Genomic DNA, 17,452 nt, shown 5'->3' with positions numbered 1-17,452 from the left:
TGATCAGGATGGATTAGCCACATTTTCGCCGGTACTCAGTATCACGCCTGCACTTTAAACCCCATTGATTTTGGCAACTCTAGAGACGGAAAATCAAGCACTTGAGCGTCTTCGCGAAGGCAAGTCACAAATTATGTCACAGATCCGCCGCCGTATCGTTGGTCAGGATGATGTGATTGAGCAGGTCCTGATCGCACTTTTTGCAGGCGGTCACTGTCTATTGACAGGAGTTCCCGGCCTTGCAAAGACGCTATTGATCCGGTCTCTTGGTGAGATGTTGGATCTGTCCTATAAGCGGATTCAGTTCACCCCGGATCTGATGCCGGCGGACATCACGGGAATGGACATGCTGGACGAGGATCGCACGACTGGTCGCAGAACCATTGAGTTTGTCAAGGGCCCCATTTTTGCCAACATCATCCTCGCGGACGAGATCAATCGTACCCCGCCCAAAACACAGGCAGCCTTACTGGAAGCGATGCAGGAATACCAAGTCACTGCTGCCGGGGAGCGCTATTCACTGGACAAGCCCTTCTTCGTACTTGCAACTCAAAACCCGATTGAGCTTGAGGGGACTTATCCTTTGCCGGAAGCACAATTGGATCGGTTTATGTTCAACATCGTGCTCGATTATTTATCTGCGGAGGATGAGTTGACCGTTGCTCTGGAGACGACCAGCCGTGACCGGGAGCCGGTTGAGAAGGTCTTGTCCGGGGTGGATATTCTATCTTTTCAGCACGAAGTTCGTAGTGTATTTGTTCCCCAGAACGTAGCGCAGTTTGCGGTGGATCTGGTCCGCAGTACACGTCCAAAGGAGGCGGAAGCTCTGGAGTTTGTTTCGAATTGGGTGAGTTGGGGTGCAGGTCTGCGGGCAACGCAGTACCTGCTGCTTGGAGGTAAGGTCCGTGCTGCATTACGAGGGCGCTACAATGTGGCCATTGAAGATATTCACGCCTTGGCCCATCCGGTTCTTCGCCACCGAGTGTTAACGAATTTCTATGCAGAGAGTGAAGGGGTGACCGTAGAGTCGGTGATCGATCGACTTCTGTCTGAGGTGCCCGAGCCCGTGAGCGGCCTTTCCTAGCGGTAGAATTTTTGCGATTGTTGTCCATGGTCTCAGCAGCTAGATAGGGAAAAACGAGTCTATCAAACAAAAGGGATGGGAATTATACACTGGTATGGTAGGACGCTTCGTTGGATGAAGGTTTGAGGATTTGGGAACTGAGAGTAGCTATTACCTGGGATTTAGCGATGATCGGAGCACGATCGGCGTTTTTGTTTAAGCCTTGTTTGGGCCATAAATGCCCGATTTGTTCTGCTCTCACAATATCAAATATTGTAGCCTCACCTGTACAATATTTGTAACCAAGTATGGCGGGAATCACCAGAAATAATTATCGTGAATATGACCATACCTTGGATTCAGTGCAGGATCCGCCACTCGAATCACATTTAGACCAAATAATTTGTAACACCTTAGCTTTCCCCCTCCGGGTGACAGATATTCGCCAAGTAAGCTGCCAAAGATGCACATGCCCCAAACATAAACATAGCGTCATTAATGTCAACATTGGCTTTCGGATCAAAGACCAACGCTTTTCGAATGCCTTTTTCGTCGCTAGTATAGCCGTAAAGTGATTTGATTGCTTCGGCAAGGGCTTGGTGCTTGAGCACGCCCCGTCTCCTAAGAGAGTTTACGGCATCGCTGAGCTTCCGACAATTGTCTGGATCGAAAATACGCACGACAGACTCAACTGCGTGTATACTGTCTGTAATTGCATCGGAGTATTGCCGTGAATCCAGATGAGATGCCGCATCTCGCAGGTGTGTAACAGGTGAAGATAGTTCATGATGTTTCAATGTAGCCACAGCATTTTGAATGGTCACGCCCTGTTCCATTGAAGTTCTTGGCCAGATATGGTAAGGCCTATTAGAGGTATCAAACACGTATGCTACTCCGTGTTCGTCAAAGGCGTTGTTGATGTCTTGGGAGAATCGTGAAAGTCGAACATTTAATTCCTGAGATCCCCCAAATCTGATTTGATCATCCTGATAGTTGGCCATGTACTCCAGTAGATCCAGCGCCTTATTGAATGACAACTCGTACACAATGGATCGCAGCTCGTCTAAAATTTCATCCCTTGAGACTTGGACTTCAAGTATATTTTTGTTGAGGCACGATGCTATGGCGCGACGACACATTCTAGGTGCAGGGAAGCTTTCCATACCTGCCCAGTTACCTGAGACTAACACGATATCAGCAATGATGTTGTATACCGCGGTTTTTGCCTGCTCGGACAGGTACTCTAGGCGCATACATTCAGGAAGTGGCTCATAGCCGTGGCGTTTGGAAAATGACATAGGTTCACGGCTCCAGCTTAGTTTGTCAGCCATCGCATGGTTCGTTCAGTGATAGTCACGATTTAAAGATAGTTGCAAGATAGCGACGAGTCCTGAAATGCAAAATCGTCACAGTCAGGAGTCCACGTGACCCGCTTGATCCGGTCTATTTCAAAAGCATGGAAGATCGGATCCCACTGCTTGAGAGGAAATCACGATAGTGCGAGAAGGCCGCATCGACCTTGTCACGCGTCAGGCCAAAGTCGGCAAGCTCGTATTTGTGCCGTTTTTCGCTTCGCCGCTGAGCGGCCTGTGCTTCGAGCCAGGCGTCCATGGCGGCCACGGCCTCCTCCTCCAGCGACCACCCGAAACGGTTGTAAATATGGGCAACCATGTCCATAGGAGCCTGGACCAGGTCGTAGAAACTGATGTCCAACCAGCGATCTTCCAGTTCGGGGTGGTTCGTGCGGAACTTGACCATGCTGTCAAGCATGCGGCGCATGAATTCGAGTTGTTCCTTCCCGAGATCTTCAGACTGGCGGGGCTGGCAGGAGAGATTGCGGACCCGGTCGACGAGGCTGCACCAGGATCCCATGAACTGAGCGGGCTCACGATGAGTCTGAATGAACAGGGCATCGGGGTACGTCGCAATTAGCGCTTCCAGTTCGAAAAGGTGAAAGGGCGCCTTCAGTACCCACTGTCCCTCCCCGTCGCTTCTCCGCTGATGCGTGTAGTTCTGCAATGCGCGGTGGTGAAAGGCGTAGGTCTCCGACATGTCCCTGCAGGCAAGCCAGCGAGCGAAGTCCGGGATGTCGAACCAAACGGTCGCGCCCCAAGCGGCAAACCCCATTCTGAGTAGCCCAAGGTCCTCTTCTGGTTCATCCACGTCGAAATGATGCACTCCCTTGAACATGTCAACGATTCCCGACGCGTTCAGGAGTTCTTCCGCAAAGGCTCGCCGCGGATCTTCGGCCGAGTCGGCCGGAATGGCGTAGTTGCCGCCCGCCGGGACAGGCTCGACATACTCGTAACCGCGCAGCGTCCAAAACCTCGGGTCACGAGACATCAGGCGGTGCAGAAGGGTTGTGCCGGTCCGGTTGATTCCAACGATGAAGACCGGCCGCCTGATGTCCTGTTCCGCAATCTCTGGGCAGCGGCGGCGCTCGGCTTCCAAGGACGCATTGTTGCGCAAGCGGCGGGTGAGATCGAAGGCGATATAGTCGTGTCTTTCGGTCCGAACACCGGCCTCCGGGGCGTTCACCGCCTGCACGAGCTGCCTGAGTCCCTCGAGTTTCCAGGCGGGGAATGCCACGCCGAAGGGGACATCGTATTCGCGCGCGAACGATTCGGCTCGACGCACGAGTTGGTCGTAGTCGAGACGGCTCTCGGGTATGCGGTACGGCCATTTCTCACGATGCGCCCGCAACCAGTCGAGGGAACGCCGGAGCATGGTGTACGCGCTCGGCCACGGAATCGGGTCCAGACAATCGGCCTGCAAGGCACGGCTGCAGACGCGATGGGACGGAGCGGTCGCGTCCCCGCTGAACCAGTAGGGCGCGCCGTGATCGATCAGATTCCAGAATCCGTGGAGGGGTGACCGCTCTCCCCGAGCCAGACAGGCCCGCTTCCAAGCATCGTAGGGCACGGTCTTATAGTACAGTCCGAAGTCGGCAAGCTGCATCTCGTGTCCTAGGGGTGGATCTTCGGAGTAGTGATAGATCGTGAAGCGCCGATCGGGATTCATCGAGATAGCCGCCATGGTGTCAGCGACGACATCAACTGCCGCCTGGCTCCATTGCAGCGTGAACCCCTCCGGCATCTGTCCCGAGTCCACTACCGCGGCTACCGTTCGCACCGCGACATCGTCGGCATTGCCGAAACCGGTACTCGCGACATTCGTGTGTGGCAGGCGGAATAGAGCTACCGGCACCCCAGTCCGGGCCGCATGAAGCAGGGCCTGCTCGACCACCACCTTGGTCCACGGATACCCGAGCAGGCCGAGAGGAAAGGCACGCTTCATGCTCGCGATGTCCGGCTGCATCTGGTGCGTGACACGGCTGCCGGAGTACTCGTTCGCGAAACCACAGAAGTATTCGGGGAAAACCCCCATGGTCGACGCGAAGAAGACGTGTTTCAGGCGCGTCGTTAGGCACAGTTCGAGTACGCTGCGGATGCTGAACACATTGATCTTGCGTAGAGCGACGTAGGGAGTCGCTACGCTCAGGCTCGCGGCAAGGTGGTACACGGCGTCAATCCGCTGGTAGAAATCCGCGAATTGGGACGGCTCCAGGCCGAAACTCGGGAGATGGACGTCTCCCGCCATTGCACGTATGCGCGGAGCAAATTCGTCCTCCCAGATTTCCGCCTCTTCGAAAGCGGCTTGGATTCGAGAGAAAGCGTGTTGCGAATGATCCGCCCGAACGATACAGGTAACCGTCAGGTCGGGGTTTCGACGCAAAAGATCTCTCAGCAAAAAGCGGCCGAGGAATCCGGTCGCCCCTGTAAGCAGAACTTCCCGAAAATCCGAGGGATTGACAGGGGCGTCTATGGATGAATAGCTGGTCGTTTGGTTAATGAATCGCCGTAGCGAATCAAGATCCTGTCGACATTGGGGCGGCAGGGTTCCCGTGAGTGGCGGGACCTCCGCGTGCAAAGTATTCAATTCAGGCATATACGGCTATTCTGGTGTCAGCATTTAGTTAAGAACCGGAAGATTGCCGTTTACGGGAGTCCCGTCGAATATGGTGTCTAATGCAAGTTGAAAATCCGAAACAGATTCAGTAATACCGTCCCCCGTGTAGCGGAATTCCTCGGGGATAGCTTTCTTACGCGCATTGATTCGGTGCAACGCTTCCCGCTTGAGCTTGTCTGCTGCCTCCGGTGCTGACTTGCGCTGCGACATGTCTTCGTTCATTCTTGTCAACTCTGAGGTTAGATACTCCTTGAACTCGCGGATGATGGTCTGCTGACGGGAGAACTTCTCACAGTGGTGGCCTGTAGCTGCCAGCCGAATCGCAAGGGGCAACAGGCGAGGGTGATCTTTAGAAACCTTGGCAATATACCGCGAAAAGGCCGGTAACTGCTGGGGTGTCAGGCGCTGCCGGATTCCCATAATGCCCGCATACAGTGCATGTTGGCTCACAGGTTTATGGAGATGTGGTACCGGATTGAGGTTTTCCAGCAAGGTCAGGCATCGATCAAAATAGTTTTCCAGCGTCGAGTCGTATATGGTCCCAATGACACGCAGATATCCCTCAACCAGTGTTTTGGGATCCATTTCCGGCCTGAAGTTCAGGGAGGTCGCATTAATTTCAATAGGTGTGTCAAGCAGCCGGTCCTCGCGCTCTAGACGTGCCCAGAGGTTGGTTCCCTTGAGTGCGGTCAACAGCCCAACGAGTGCAATCGGGATTCCAGTCTCCTGTATAAATTCGATCTGAGCATCAAAGGCACTCTCATCATCTTCGTCGAGGCCTAGGATGAAGCCGCCCTGTACCTGCATCCCCTTCTGTTGAATCTTTCGCACAGACTTGAACAGGTAGTTGTCGTCGCGCATGTTGATGTTCTGAGGCTTCTTCATCTTCTCAAGAGCCTTCGGGTTGGGCGTTTCAATGCCCAAGAAGACGGTGTCAAAGCCCGCCGCAATCATGACATCCATCAAGTCGCTCATCCGAACGAGATTGACACTCGCCTCGGTAGACAGGCTGTAGGGGTGGCCACGCTCCTGTTGCCATTCGGCTATCACGGGGAGAAGCCGTGTAACTTCGCGCTTATTGCCAATGAAATTATCGTCAACTAGGAACAGAGGTCCGCGCCATCCAAGTTCGAACAGATGGTCAAACTCGGCAACCATTTGTTCAGGCGATTTGGTTCGGGACACGCGGCCGTACAGCTTAGTGATGTCGCAGAACTCACAATCAAAGGGACATCCCCGCGAAAACTGAAGACTCATTGAATAGTAGTCGTTCATGTTGATCAGGTCAAAGCGGGGAAGGGGAGTCAGGGTTACATCCGGCTTTCTCGGTTCCCGATAAATCCGCTTTGCGGTTCCTTTTTCCAAGTCGTGAAGGAAATCCTGGAAGGTCTCCTCAACCTCATCAAGCACAAAATGGGCAACCCCCTCCATCTCTTCATGAAAAGTGGTGGGGTGCGGTCCACCAGCGATGACGGGAACCTGTGCACGGTTACATCGCTCGATGATCTGGTCAAGTGATGGGCGTTGTGTGATCATACTCGATGTGAAGGCCAGATCCGCCCATTCCAGATCCATGTCTCTCAGTGGAGTGACATTCAAATCCACCAAACGGAGGTCGTACCGGGGTGGAAACATTGCGGCGACTGTAAGCAGGCCGAGTGGAGGAAATGCCGCTCGGATGCCCAGTAGATCCAAGGAAAATTCATTTCCCCAGTATGTGGGGGGATGCTTTGGATAAATGAGGAGCGTATTCGGCATGGCTATGAGACCTCTTCCAATGAGTCTATATGGGCTGAGTCCTTTAATGAAGGGATGGGACTGGAGCCATTGTCAGAGGCCTGAGAAGCCTTCGTGGGCAAGTGATCCTCTAGGGTGTTCGCAAAACTGGAGGGAACACGCGGGGCCCGTGGCCAAGAAGCCTCGGAAACAGTTTGGGATGTCGGATCACCTAGTTCACTCTCATCCCGGGTAGCATCTTTCTTGCCATCGATGATACCCTGTGCCAGTGATAGGGATGAGGCCGTAGTCATGAGTTCGAGAGCGCTCACACGGTAGTTGAATTCAGACTGGATGAAGGTCCCGAGCTCGGCGACCGAAATAGACGTCAGTCCAAAGCTTGACAATGGCTCGTCCACCTCGCCTTCTTCATAACCACACAACTCCGCGACTTTGGCAGCGATCTGCTCCACAACCCTCTCGAGAGTAAGTTCATCGTCGGAGGCGGCTTCAAATGCATCATGATTGTGCATAACACGCCCGATCCGCATGTAATCTGGGAAGTTGACGGTCCATGTCGGTCGCTCAAAGAGCGATGTAACGAGATGGGGGCGGTCCGTCATTGCACGTAACGCGTAATCCAGATTTGCGATCGCAAGATCGGAACTTACCGGTGGTATACCGATTGCCCGCATCATTCGGAGCACCGGGAGACTGCGTGCAGCCATACCGGCATCAGCGACAGCAGGCATGTTGTAGGTCAAACAGGGCAGACCCTGTTGGTGGCGGGCAATGGCCAGTCCATCCAGAAAACCGTTGGCTGCACTGTAGTTGATCTGCCCCGGATTGCCTAGCATCGAAGCCGTGGACGAGAAAAGGACGAAGTAATCAAGGGAGTGGTCGGCTGTGGCATTATGGAGGTACAGTGCACCGGAAGCTTTGGGTGCAAAGACACTCTGCAGAGATTCTATTGTCATGTCGTCAAGCAAACGATCATCCAACGCACCGGCCAGATGAAACACACCCTTCAACGGTCGCTTGATCTGTTGGACACAGCGTTGCACCTCGGCTTCAATCGCGACGTCTCCAGAGATGATTTCAATCTCACACTCGGTATCCATGTAGACAAGTGCACTTGAGCGACGAACCCATTCCGCATCACGGCGACGCTGAGGATCACGGTCAAGTAAAGTCAAGTGCCGCGCGCCGGATGCCACAAGGTAAGAGATCAAGCGGAGCCCAAAACCGCCCAGTCCACCGGTTACAAGATAGGTTGCATCCTCGTCAAAGAGTGGTCGGATGTCCGAGATGGGGTATCCGGGATCTGCGGAGTTCTGCGGGGCCTTTAAGACCAACTTGCCCTGATGTTGCCCGGTTGTCATCAAACGCAAGGCCTTTCCGTAGTCCCTGTAAGGGAACGTAGTGACCGGGAGCGGGGAAAGGGTACCCTGATCCAGTAGGTCCATGCAGGTTTTAGAGAGCTCACGCGTTAGCCGGGGGTCGTCAAGCATCAGGCGGTCCACATCAATAGCCGCGAAGCGAAGGTTCTTGCGGAACATGCGCATTCGGAGGAGATTGTCGGCATAAATATCGGTTTTGCCAATCTCGCAATGCCAGCCGCCGGGGCGAAGTGCTTGCAGGCATAGCTCAATATGGCGCCCTGCCAGCGAATTCAGCACGACATCTATTCCCTCCCCATCGGTTGCCATCATAAGGTCTTCATACCAGTCATAGCTATGAGAATCAAAGGCTTCCTGCGCCCCCATTGCCAATAGCTGTTTGCGCTTGGTTTCGCTACCGGCTGAGGTGTAGATCTGTGCACCAACATGTTTGGCGATTGACATCGCCGCGTGGCCGACCCCACCCATGGCGGAGTGGATGAGCACGCGTTGATTCTTCCGAAGGCGGGCCAGGTAGATGAGAGAATAGTAGGCTGTAACATATACCGACAAGCTAGATGCAGCTTCCTCCATGTTGAGCCCATTGGGTTTGGCAAAGACGAGGTATTCGGGGATCACCACACGGTTGGCGATGCAACCACCTGCAATAAACGCGACTTGGTCACCAACTGAGCAGTGCCGTACCTGCGCCCCGATCCGCCGAATGGTTCCACTGCCTTCCATGCCAACCTGGTGCCCGAGCGCCGAGCGCTCATAAGCCAATGCGGGCAGTAGGCCCAGGGTGACCATTACGTCGCGGAAGTTGAGAGCTGCTGCTTCGACATCAACTTCCACATCGTTTGGTCCGAGGGCAGGGAGGCTGTACGTTTTCATCTCGAGCCCGGCAATCTGGCCCGGATTATCTAGTGTGAGGCGGTATACTGCATCGCTATCCGCCGTCACATGGGAATATCGCTCTCTAATACTGGCAATTCGTGGTACCCATAAGCGGTTCTCTCGGACCGCCAGTTCCCGCTCACGCAAGTCGTTGCGAGCTAGCCAGCTTAGGGTCTTTAGATCATCCAATCCACCGAGGTCAACTAGGCGGAAATCGAGCTTTGCTTCGTCGCCGACTTCCATGGCCATACTGCGTATTGCCCCCCACAGGGCAGATCCCCGTGGATGCTGCACATCAAAGGCTGCGCGTTGGGTGATCACGGTGAGTTGACACAGACAATTTGCATTTGCCAACCGAGCGGATACTAGTGCCTGCACGAATGCGATCAACTGCGCAGTTACCCTCTGGCCGGTCGGATCACTCGGGTCGGAACCACAGAAGAAGTCAATTGCAAGGACGTCAGCCACCTCTGACCATGCCGGGACGGAGTCGAATTGCCCACGGATGACTGCCTCATGCGGGATTGGCTGCACCGTATCGGGTGCGTCCAGAAGAGAAATCCACTCCGATGCCCAACTGTTTGGCTCTCCCAGTACCCAATGTGGGCCTGGAATTGGATCGCCTGCCTCTTCGCCTATGTGGGTGCATGGTGCTTGCAGCAGGGTGCAAGCTGGGCCGGATCTAACAATTGACCACTCTTCATCCGGCTTGACTACGGCATCTTCATCGTGGCAGATCAGCACTAGCCCGCCGTTGACAACCAACTGACGCAGGAACCGCCAGCCGTCGGGGCTGGGCAGGTCGTCCGGTCCGTGCAAAAACACGATTTCCGCGCCGCCGGGGCGAAGAAGACCGTTATCCATTGGGGGTGCGGCCTCCGGATCAAGACATTGAAAGCGAAGCGCGGCATCCCGTTGGCTGAAGGCATCAAAGTGGGCTCGGGTCGTTTCCTCATTATCGCTGAGGAGCCAGAACTCGGACCGAGCATCAGAACTCGTTAGATAATCCAGACACTTGGATAGGATAGTTTGATCGGGTTCCCGTGATCCGGCAAACTCGGCCACATGGCAGCTGTATGCTTGTGTACCCTCTGACTTTTCTAGGGCAACGATCAACGCGGCGGGGTCGATCTCCCCTGTGGGGAGTCTGTCAAGGTAAGACAGGTCTTCATGGATGAATTTCGGTTGCCAGGCGATTTCATGCTTGCTGTTCAATAGATCATTCCAGCGCGGATTGGAGGTGAAATAGACGTATTGATCAATGTGGAGGATGAGGTCTCCTGTAGTACGGTCATAGAAACTGATTGCACCGGCGGCCCGTTCTCCGCGCTGCACTGAGTACTGGCCTCGCTCGTTCGCATCCATCCAGTCTTCACTGGGCCTGGTCACATAACATGTAATCTGTGGGCCGGTGGGCGGACGCAGAAATGTTGTTCTCTCGGCTCTCTGCGGGATCGCAAATAAATGTGAAGCCGTCAACAGGTGTGACAGGAAGATCTGGAGTCCTCCATCCAGCAGTGGTGGACATCCTACATACCCCTCTTGCTGCCCCGTCGTCCAGAGCTCCTGGTCCATTTCAATGTCAACGATCAAAGCTCTAGATTCGGGTTGTAACTCAAATAGCTGTATGGTCTGGAAGTGTGGCCCATACTGGAAGGTCTCGCTGAGGACTGCCTCAATCCGTTCGTAGAAATCACTCTGCTTCGCGAATACAGTCTCACATGAGGATCGGTCAATATCCTCAAGCCGGGCCGGAACACCAATGGGGTGGTCTGGATTACTCAGCTTTACTCGTCCACGGCAGTGGACCTCGCTGGTAGCGTTGACATCGTATGATCGGGACGAGATTGTGAACGCAAACTCGTCCCGGGTATTGGAGACCGGTCGCAGGGCAGTCTGGAGCCGAACAGGTGTCCTGGGAATCGGGCACGGCTGAAGGAATTCAAGCACTTCGAAGTGAACAGAAACGCCTTCGAAGGCCTGAAGGATCAGTTCGATATAGCCGGCAGCAGGCATGATCGCAGCATGGTGCACGCGGTGGTCTGCTAACCAGGGGAAGTCCTTCACGGAGAGCCGGGATTCGAAGAGAAGGTGGTCGCTCGGTACTCTGTGCCCAATCAGTGGTCCATGAGAGTATTGGCCTTGTTGGACGAAGAATTCGTCATCGCTGAGGATGTTGATCGCCGCCTGCCTGTCCCGAGGATGTCCAGGAAGTAGATGGGAAATGGACTTGGGCCGCGGGTACTGAGCTGCGAAATCCAGAGCCACGCCGGATTTGAAGAGCGAAGCCAGCGCCTGTTGGAAACCGAGCCGATCATCCGAATTTCGATAGAGGCTTGGAATGCGGACCGGAATTGGCGATGCCTGTTCGAGACATTGACTGACTGCCGATTGAAGTGCACCGTGCGGGGAGATCTCAAGAAATATATCGGGCTTGAAATCACGCATAATTGTGCTGACCCCTTGGGCAAACTGCACGGGTCTCCGAATATTTGTCCACCAGTACGCTCCATCTAGACGCTCCGTTTGCTTGCCGGTCACGGAAGAAATGAAAGGGATGCTGCCATCAAATGTGCTCTTATCCAAAAAAGACAGAGCTTGCTGCACATCATCGTGGATGGGGTCCATGGCGGAGGAGTGGAACGCGATATTGCCTGCAAGCAACTGGTTTTGCAGATTCCGGCGATCCAGTTCCGCCATGATCGGTCTCAGCTTTGCTTCCTTGCCGCAAATGACTACACTTGCTGGTGCATTCTCGCAGGCGATCTCCACTTGGGTTGGCCGGTTCTCGTCAGGCCGAAAAGCGATACCGAGCGAATCAAGCAGTTCTTCCACGCCTGAGAGATCCAAGCCGATGGCGAGCATTCGACCCGAGTCGGCCACACACTGCTGAAGGGTAGCGCGGTGGTAGACCAATTGCGTTGCCTCTGCAAGCGACAGCATGCCAGAGGCATAGGCAGCAGCGACCTCGCCTGAACTATGCCCGATGACGCATTCTGGATGTACCCCCCAGGTCTTAAAAAGCTCAAAGAGGGCGCACTGGATCATAAAGATTGCCGGCTGGGCAAATCGAACCTCGTCGAGTTCTTCTTGGGGAGCGTTGAAGCAAATGTCGCGTAGCGAGACATCTGAAAATTCCTTCCAATGGCCCTCAACTGCGTCAATCACTCTACGGAAAACGGGGTCAGCGTCATACAGTCCCCGGCCACAACCGGACCATTGGGTGCCCTGTCCTGCAAACATCATCGCGATTCGCTGTTCCCCTTCCCTAACGGTTGTTCCGCCTGATGCGTTCTCAATGAACTCGTCTAGGGATGCCAGTAGCTCGTTGCGATCATGTACTGCAAAAGCTGTTCGCGTTGCAAAATGTGTACGGCGCCGACAAAGGTTGCCTGCGATTGTATAGAGGTCGGTGTCATCTTCTGCGAGCATTTCCCGCAACTGTCGTGCGCTTCGCGTGAGTGCTTCATTGGTGCGCGCCGAGAGTGGGATCATCTTCCCCCCATCCGGGGACAGATCGGATGACCAGATGCGCGGGCGTGATGGTTGGTATTCTCGAATCACGCAATGTCCGTTGGCACCGCCGAACCCAAACGAGTTGATGCCGACCACGACTGGTCGCTCCGGGAACGCCTCGCAGACAGTCTGCACCTGCACAGCACCGTTTTCAAAATTTATCTCGGGGTTCGGAACGACATAGTTCTTTGACGTAGGCGCAAAAGTACGCCTCTGCATCATCAGGATGATTTTTAGTAGAGCGCAATGAAACGCCGCCGCTTCCATATGCCCCAAGTTGCTCTTCACGCTCGAAATCCGCAGTGGCACGCCGCGGTCAATCCCACCGAAGGCCTCAATGATTGCATTGCCCTCTATACGATCACCGACGACAGTTCCCGTCGCATGCGCTTCGACATAATCGAACTCTTCGGGTGTGCGCCCCGCACGAGCACAGGCGGTGCGCATCAGGTCTACCTGTGCATGACGGGTGGGTGCGGTGATATAGCGTCCCTGTGCCAGTCCACTACTCCCGTCAGCTGCCCCCGCCGCGTTAACGGAAGTTGCTTCAATGACGGCGTGGATGTGGTCGCCGTCATTTTCGGCTTCCTGTAGAGGTTTGAGAGCGAAGATGAACGCCCCCTCCGAACGGATATAGCCGTTCGCGTCGGCATCAAAAGAGTGGCACTTGCCGTCAGGGCTGATGACCCCCAGGGCATTGAAGGAGGCACTGAGACGAGAGGTGCCCAGGTAATTCACCGATCCCACAAGTGCTTGTTTACAGTCGCCAGATCGGATCGCGGATATTGCTGCATGAAGCGCAGTGATACTTGCGGAGCAGGCCGTGCAGTATGTAGCGGACGGCCCCATCAGATTAAAATGGTAGGAAATGCGATTGGCGAGCATCGCGAGACTGATCGTAGTGACATCGAATGGTCCCGCGCCGTGCATTGGTCGCCAGCTGGCCACGGCCGGCACCTGTGCGCCAATGAAAACACCAGTGGAGCTGTTGCGCAGCGAATGAAAATCCCAGCCAGCACGCTCAAAAGTTTCCCAGGAACAACCCAGCAGCATGCGTATCTGGGGATCCATAAAAAGCATCTCGTCCTGTGACAGGCCGAAGAGCTTGGGGTCGATCAGCTTCTCGCCATCCTCGCGAATGAGGCCTTCATACGGGCTGGCAAACCGTCCTGGGCCAGAAAATTGGCCGATTGGACGATACCCTCTGCCATACCTGTCAATGATGGGTTCCCGGACGATCTCGCGCTCGGACAATAGTTGCCAGAAGTCCGAGTCGGTACGGATCCCCCCGGGCATCCGGTAACCGTACGCCACAATCGCAACTGGAGAATCTCGCGGTATATGTGACATCTCATTCTGCTCAAGTGTTGGAGAGCCCCAACCGTATCAAGAAGCCACCGGGGGGAAGTCGTGTTGGAAGCACGTTTTACTGCAACCGTAAGGGGTTGCCTATTCCTGCATGTCGCTGACGACTCGATTCACCGTCTCATCGGCCTTTTCAAAGAACGTCTTCAGGATCTGTTGGCGCTTCAACTTGAGCTTCTCAACCATTTCCCAAAGGGCTTCTCGAGTCTCTTTAACAGCTGCATCCCGGGTCTCACTGGAGAGGGTTGCGTCATGACGAAACTCGTACTTTTCCACGGCGAAGTCGGTGATATCAGAAATATTGTCCCCGAGGATGTTCATGTCAAGTGAATTCTTGACGGTGATGATTCGGTCGTTGTTGTCAGTCATTGGGTTTTTTATCTGGAGAATGGGTTAAAAACAGATGCCCATCTGGTGAAAAAATGCAATTAGGAACTCTGCAAGGATGACAGTGCATCCTCAGTCGCATCGCGCACTGGGATCAATTCATCAAAGCCGCTCACCGCAACAACCTCACGGTTGAGGTCGGAAAGCGAGCATATTTCGAACGCCTTTCCCTCGCCGGAGAGCTTTTTGGCGAGGATTAAGCAGACGCGAAGGCCAGCACTGCTAATAAACGATACTTTTTCGAAGTCCAGTAGCAGAGCACGATCACTAGGCTCAATACCTTCCTCTAGCATGGTCAAGAGGTGGTTGCTGTTACTGCTGTCAATACGGCCAAGCAGAGCCGCGATTGCGATGTCTCCCTCGCGCTGCCATTTGATGTCAATTCTCATATTGGATTACGTCTTTATCGGGTACTCATGGTTGTTCAGTTCTCTGAAGTACAGGAAGGGACTCTGGATAGGCAATCAGGCAAGTGCACACAATACCGCGCCTTCCATGTGGCGTAAGATACAAAAGATCTCTACGTCACACAAAGTTACGAAGAGACTTCTATTTTTCGTGCCCCTGTGTACTCCAAATCAGTCCAGATCGCGACTCTTTTTGAGTGGCAGTCTTCGTTTACTAATGCCATGAATTTGCACTGTTGAATCTGAACATAGGTGCTTCTTGGAAATATATCCCATCAATTCTAGAATTCTGGAACCCCCGACTTTATCCGCAGGTTGCTAGCTCAGAGAAAATTCCTTACACGAGTAAATGAGCGACAGTGACGAACGGCATTTAGGTCGTTTCGGCGCGACCGCACTTGGCGTGGGCGCGATAGTTGGGGGCGGCATTCTTGCGCTTGCCGGCGTTGCCTTCGCCACTGCCGGTTCGGCTGCTATCGTAGCCTTTGCACTCAACGGCGGCATTGCGTTCCTTACGGCAGCCAGCTTTGTGCGACTAGCCTCCCGCTACCCTGAATCCGGCGGCACGTATGCCTATGCGAAGCGAGTAGTCTCGATCGAGGTTGCATTCATCGTGGGCTGGGTAGTTTGGTTCGCCTCGATCGTAGCCGGCGTGCTCTATGCGCTCGGCTTCGCTGTCTTCGCCGTTGAAGGTGCAATCCGACTATTTCCAGCTTTCATGGGACAGTGGAGCTGGATCGGAGACGGGCGAGGAGAACTCCTGCTAGCACTCGCTGCGATCGGGGTTTATTCGTGGATTCTTGTGGGACGCTCGGCAGGAGGCGGCAATGCGGCCACGGTTGGTAAGGTGGTCGTCTTTGGGCTTCTCGTAGCCGGAGGAGTGTGGGTATGGCTAAGCGGGAGTCCGGCCGAGGCAGTCGGGCGCTTGCGCCCATTTGCGCCCGGTGGTGCATTGGGGATTGTGCAGGCAATGGGCTATACCTTCATCGCTCTCCAGGGATTCGACCTGATCGCCGCCGTTGGGGGCGAAGTGAAGAACCCGCAACGTACCGTACCGTTCGCGATGTACGCCGCCCTCGGCATTACGCTTGTGATCTACCTACCGCTTCTTGCCATAGTTGCAACGGTGGGGGCTCCACCCGAAGGAATCCTTGCAGCGGCGCAAGCTAACCCAGAGGGGCTCGTTGCAGAGGCCGTGGACCGGTACTTGGGAGTGCCCGGTTATTGGCTCGTGATCGGCGCCGGCATTCTGTCGATGCTGTCGGCCCTGCATGCCAACTTGTACGGTGCCTCTCGCGTGGCATTTTCTATGGCCCGAGACCGCACACTTCCGCGTCAAATCGGACAGATACGCGGACGGACGGGAGCGCCAGCTATTGCAGTGATCACGACCGGAGGGATGATGGTCGTAATTGTACTCGCAGTGGACAACGTGGCAGCAGCGGGAGCAGCCGCAAGCCTGATATTTCTCGTTTCATTCGCCATGGTACATTGTACTGCGATTCTTACTCTCCGGCGCTCCGGGGAGGCACGCCTTCCAGTGCTACCTGTCCTAGGGGTGATTTTCTGCCTGGGTTTGGCAGTATTTCAGGCCGTCGTTGTACCTGAAGCGGGCCGTGTCGCGGCCCTGTGGCTGGGTGTCGGCATGGTCCTGTATCTCATGGCTCTTGCACCTGGAGCAAGAGTGGCTGATGCGAGCGCTGAAGCCAAGGACCCAGAGCTGGCTCGCTCAAGGGGGCGGAACCCGCTTGTTCTTGCACCGATCGCAAATCCGGCAAGTGCCGCGAGCCTGTCCAACGTGGCTGCAACGGTGTGCACACCGAATGCGGGGAAGGCGGTTCTTCTTTCAGTGCTGCGCCCGGATCAAATGCCCGGCGACGCAATAATCCGCGACGCAAAGGATATTTTGGCCGAGTCTTTCGGTCAGAGCCTTGACGTCACTGCGAGTCCGGAAACGCTGTTTACGGTAGCATCCGACGTATGGGAGGAAATCGCCCGCGTAGCAAATGAGCACGGCTGTGAAACTGTGCTCCTCGGCCTGCCTCGTATTGAGAAACCCGGAGTAGAAGCCCGACTGGAAGGATTGATCTCAGCCATCGATGCGGATGTGGTCATTGTGCGCGCTCCGCCGCGGTGGCGTATCTCTGAAGCGACGCGCATTCTCGTGCCAGTCCGGGGTCAGCGCGTACATAGTCTTTTGCGTGCACGTTTGTTGGCCAGCTTGTCTCGCACAACTCCTCCTGATTTGACGTTTGTACAGGCGTTGCCTTCCGACACAAGAGCGGACACCCAGCGGCGACGCCTGCAAACGATCCAACGTCTTGCCAGGGACGAAGCTGCGGGGCCATATCAGGTGGAAATCGATTTAGTGGACGATCCAGTCGCTAGTATTGTATCCAGGGCATCAGAGAGTGACCTTCTCGTGATGGGGATGGAAAGCCGTCGTCGGCACAAACCTTCTATCGGTCCGTTCGCTCTTGAGGTCGCGAGAAGGACAACAGTGCCCTTAATTCTCCTCGGGTGTCGCTACTACGCTGGCTCCTTCACGGCACGGGGATTCGTCCAGGCCGTCTCCGCAATCCAGAAGCCCGGCGGTTGAATACGAGACGATAGCTGGTGACATCGCCATCGTCTTCGCGATCATAGCGGTGTTTCCCTTGACTAATAGAATTGCCACAGGTAGTGTGCAGACCTCACAAAGTATACCCGTTTGGCGGTGCATGCGCATTAAAACGGGATTTGTGCAATTAGAA

Annotated in this window: 8 protein-coding genes; 2 read left to right on the top strand and 6 right to left on the bottom strand. The window is 54.8% G+C overall.

Going from position 1 to position 17,452, the window contains the following annotated elements; genetic code table 11:
* Nucleotides 1-133 precede the first annotated feature (133 nt).
* Nucleotides 134-1,084 (top strand): AAA domain-containing protein, encoded by a 951-nt coding sequence (locus F4Y64_02450; protein ID MXX96460.1) that lies wholly within the window; start codon nucleotides 134-136, stop codon nucleotides 1,082-1,084.
* 392 nt (nucleotides 1,085-1,476) lie between these two features.
* On the opposite strand, the gene F4Y64_02445 is transcribed toward F4Y64_02450, so the two are convergent.
* The 6 genes from F4Y64_02445 to F4Y64_02420 all read right to left on the bottom strand — a co-directional run bounded on the left by F4Y64_02445 (nucleotide 1,477) and on the right by F4Y64_02420 (nucleotide 14,681).
* Nucleotides 1,477-2,394, bottom strand: a complete 918-nt coding sequence (locus F4Y64_02445) for a hypothetical protein (protein MXX96459.1) — start codon at nucleotides 2,392-2,394, stop codon at nucleotides 1,477-1,479.
* Between the two features lie 112 nt (nucleotides 2,395-2,506).
* Nucleotides 2,507-5,011, bottom strand: coding sequence for an NAD-dependent epimerase/dehydratase family protein (locus tag F4Y64_02440; GenBank protein MXX96458.1), 2,505 nt, complete (start codon nucleotides 5,009-5,011; stop codon nucleotides 2,507-2,509).
* Nucleotides 5,012-5,035: 24 nt separating this feature from the next.
* On the bottom strand, nucleotides 5,036-6,790 hold the full coding sequence (locus tag F4Y64_02435) for a DUF4070 domain-containing protein (GenBank protein ID MXX96457.1): 1,755 nt from the start codon (nucleotides 6,788-6,790) through the stop codon (nucleotides 5,036-5,038).
* Between the two features lie 2 nt (nucleotides 6,791-6,792).
* Nucleotides 6,793-13,890: an SDR family NAD(P)-dependent oxidoreductase gene (locus tag F4Y64_02430; GenBank protein MXX96456.1), complete on the bottom strand. Its 7,098-nt coding sequence runs from the start codon at nucleotides 13,888-13,890 to the stop codon at nucleotides 6,793-6,795.
* A gap of 99 nt (nucleotides 13,891-13,989) precedes the next feature.
* Entirely contained in the window at nucleotides 13,990-14,274 is a 285-nt protein-coding gene (locus F4Y64_02425) for a hypothetical protein (GenBank protein MXX96455.1), read from the bottom strand.
* A gap of 59 nt (nucleotides 14,275-14,333) precedes the next feature.
* Nucleotides 14,334-14,681 (bottom strand): STAS domain-containing protein, encoded by a 348-nt coding sequence (locus tag F4Y64_02420; GenBank protein ID MXX96454.1) that lies wholly within the window; start codon nucleotides 14,679-14,681, stop codon nucleotides 14,334-14,336.
* A gap of 367 nt (nucleotides 14,682-15,048) precedes the next feature.
* On the opposite strand from F4Y64_02420, the gene F4Y64_02415 reads away from it, so the two are divergent.
* Nucleotides 15,049-17,298: an amino acid permease gene (locus F4Y64_02415; GenBank protein ID MXX96453.1), complete on the top strand. Its 2,250-nt coding sequence runs from the start codon at nucleotides 15,049-15,051 to the stop codon at nucleotides 17,296-17,298.
* The last annotated feature ends 154 nt before the right edge of the window (nucleotides 17,299-17,452 follow it).

This window comes from Rhodothermaceae bacterium (assembly GCA_009838195.1).
Classification (GTDB): Bacteria; Bacteroidota; Rhodothermia; order Rhodothermales; family Bin80; genus Bin80.
The sequence above is the reverse complement of the archived record's forward strand: the minus strand, read 5'-3'. Positions and strand labels throughout refer to the sequence as shown.

Coding starts and splice junctions, on each gene's coding strand:
- F4Y64_02425 (MXX96455.1), bottom strand. CDS start 14,274: ATGACTGACAACAACGACCGAATCATCACCGTCAAGAATTCACTTGAC.
- F4Y64_02415 (MXX96453.1), top strand. CDS start 15,049: ATGAGCGACAGTGACGAACGGCATTTAGGTCGTTTCGGCGCGACCGCA.
- F4Y64_02450 (MXX96460.1), top strand. CDS start 134: ATGTCACAGATCCGCCGCCGTATCGTTGGTCAGGATGATGTGATTGAG.
- F4Y64_02420 (MXX96454.1), bottom strand. CDS start 14,681: ATGAGAATTGACATCAAATGGCAGCGCGAGGGAGACATCGCAATCGCG.
- F4Y64_02430 (MXX96456.1), bottom strand. CDS start 13,890: ATGTCACATATACCGCGAGATTCTCCAGTTGCGATTGTGGCGTACGGT.
- F4Y64_02445 (MXX96459.1), bottom strand. CDS start 2,394: ATGGCTGACAAACTAAGCTGGAGCCGTGAACCTATGTCATTTTCCAAA.
- F4Y64_02440 (MXX96458.1), bottom strand. CDS start 5,011: ATGCCTGAATTGAATACTTTGCACGCGGAGGTCCCGCCACTCACGGGA.
- F4Y64_02435 (MXX96457.1), bottom strand. CDS start 6,790: ATGCCGAATACGCTCCTCATTTATCCAAAGCATCCCCCCACATACTGG.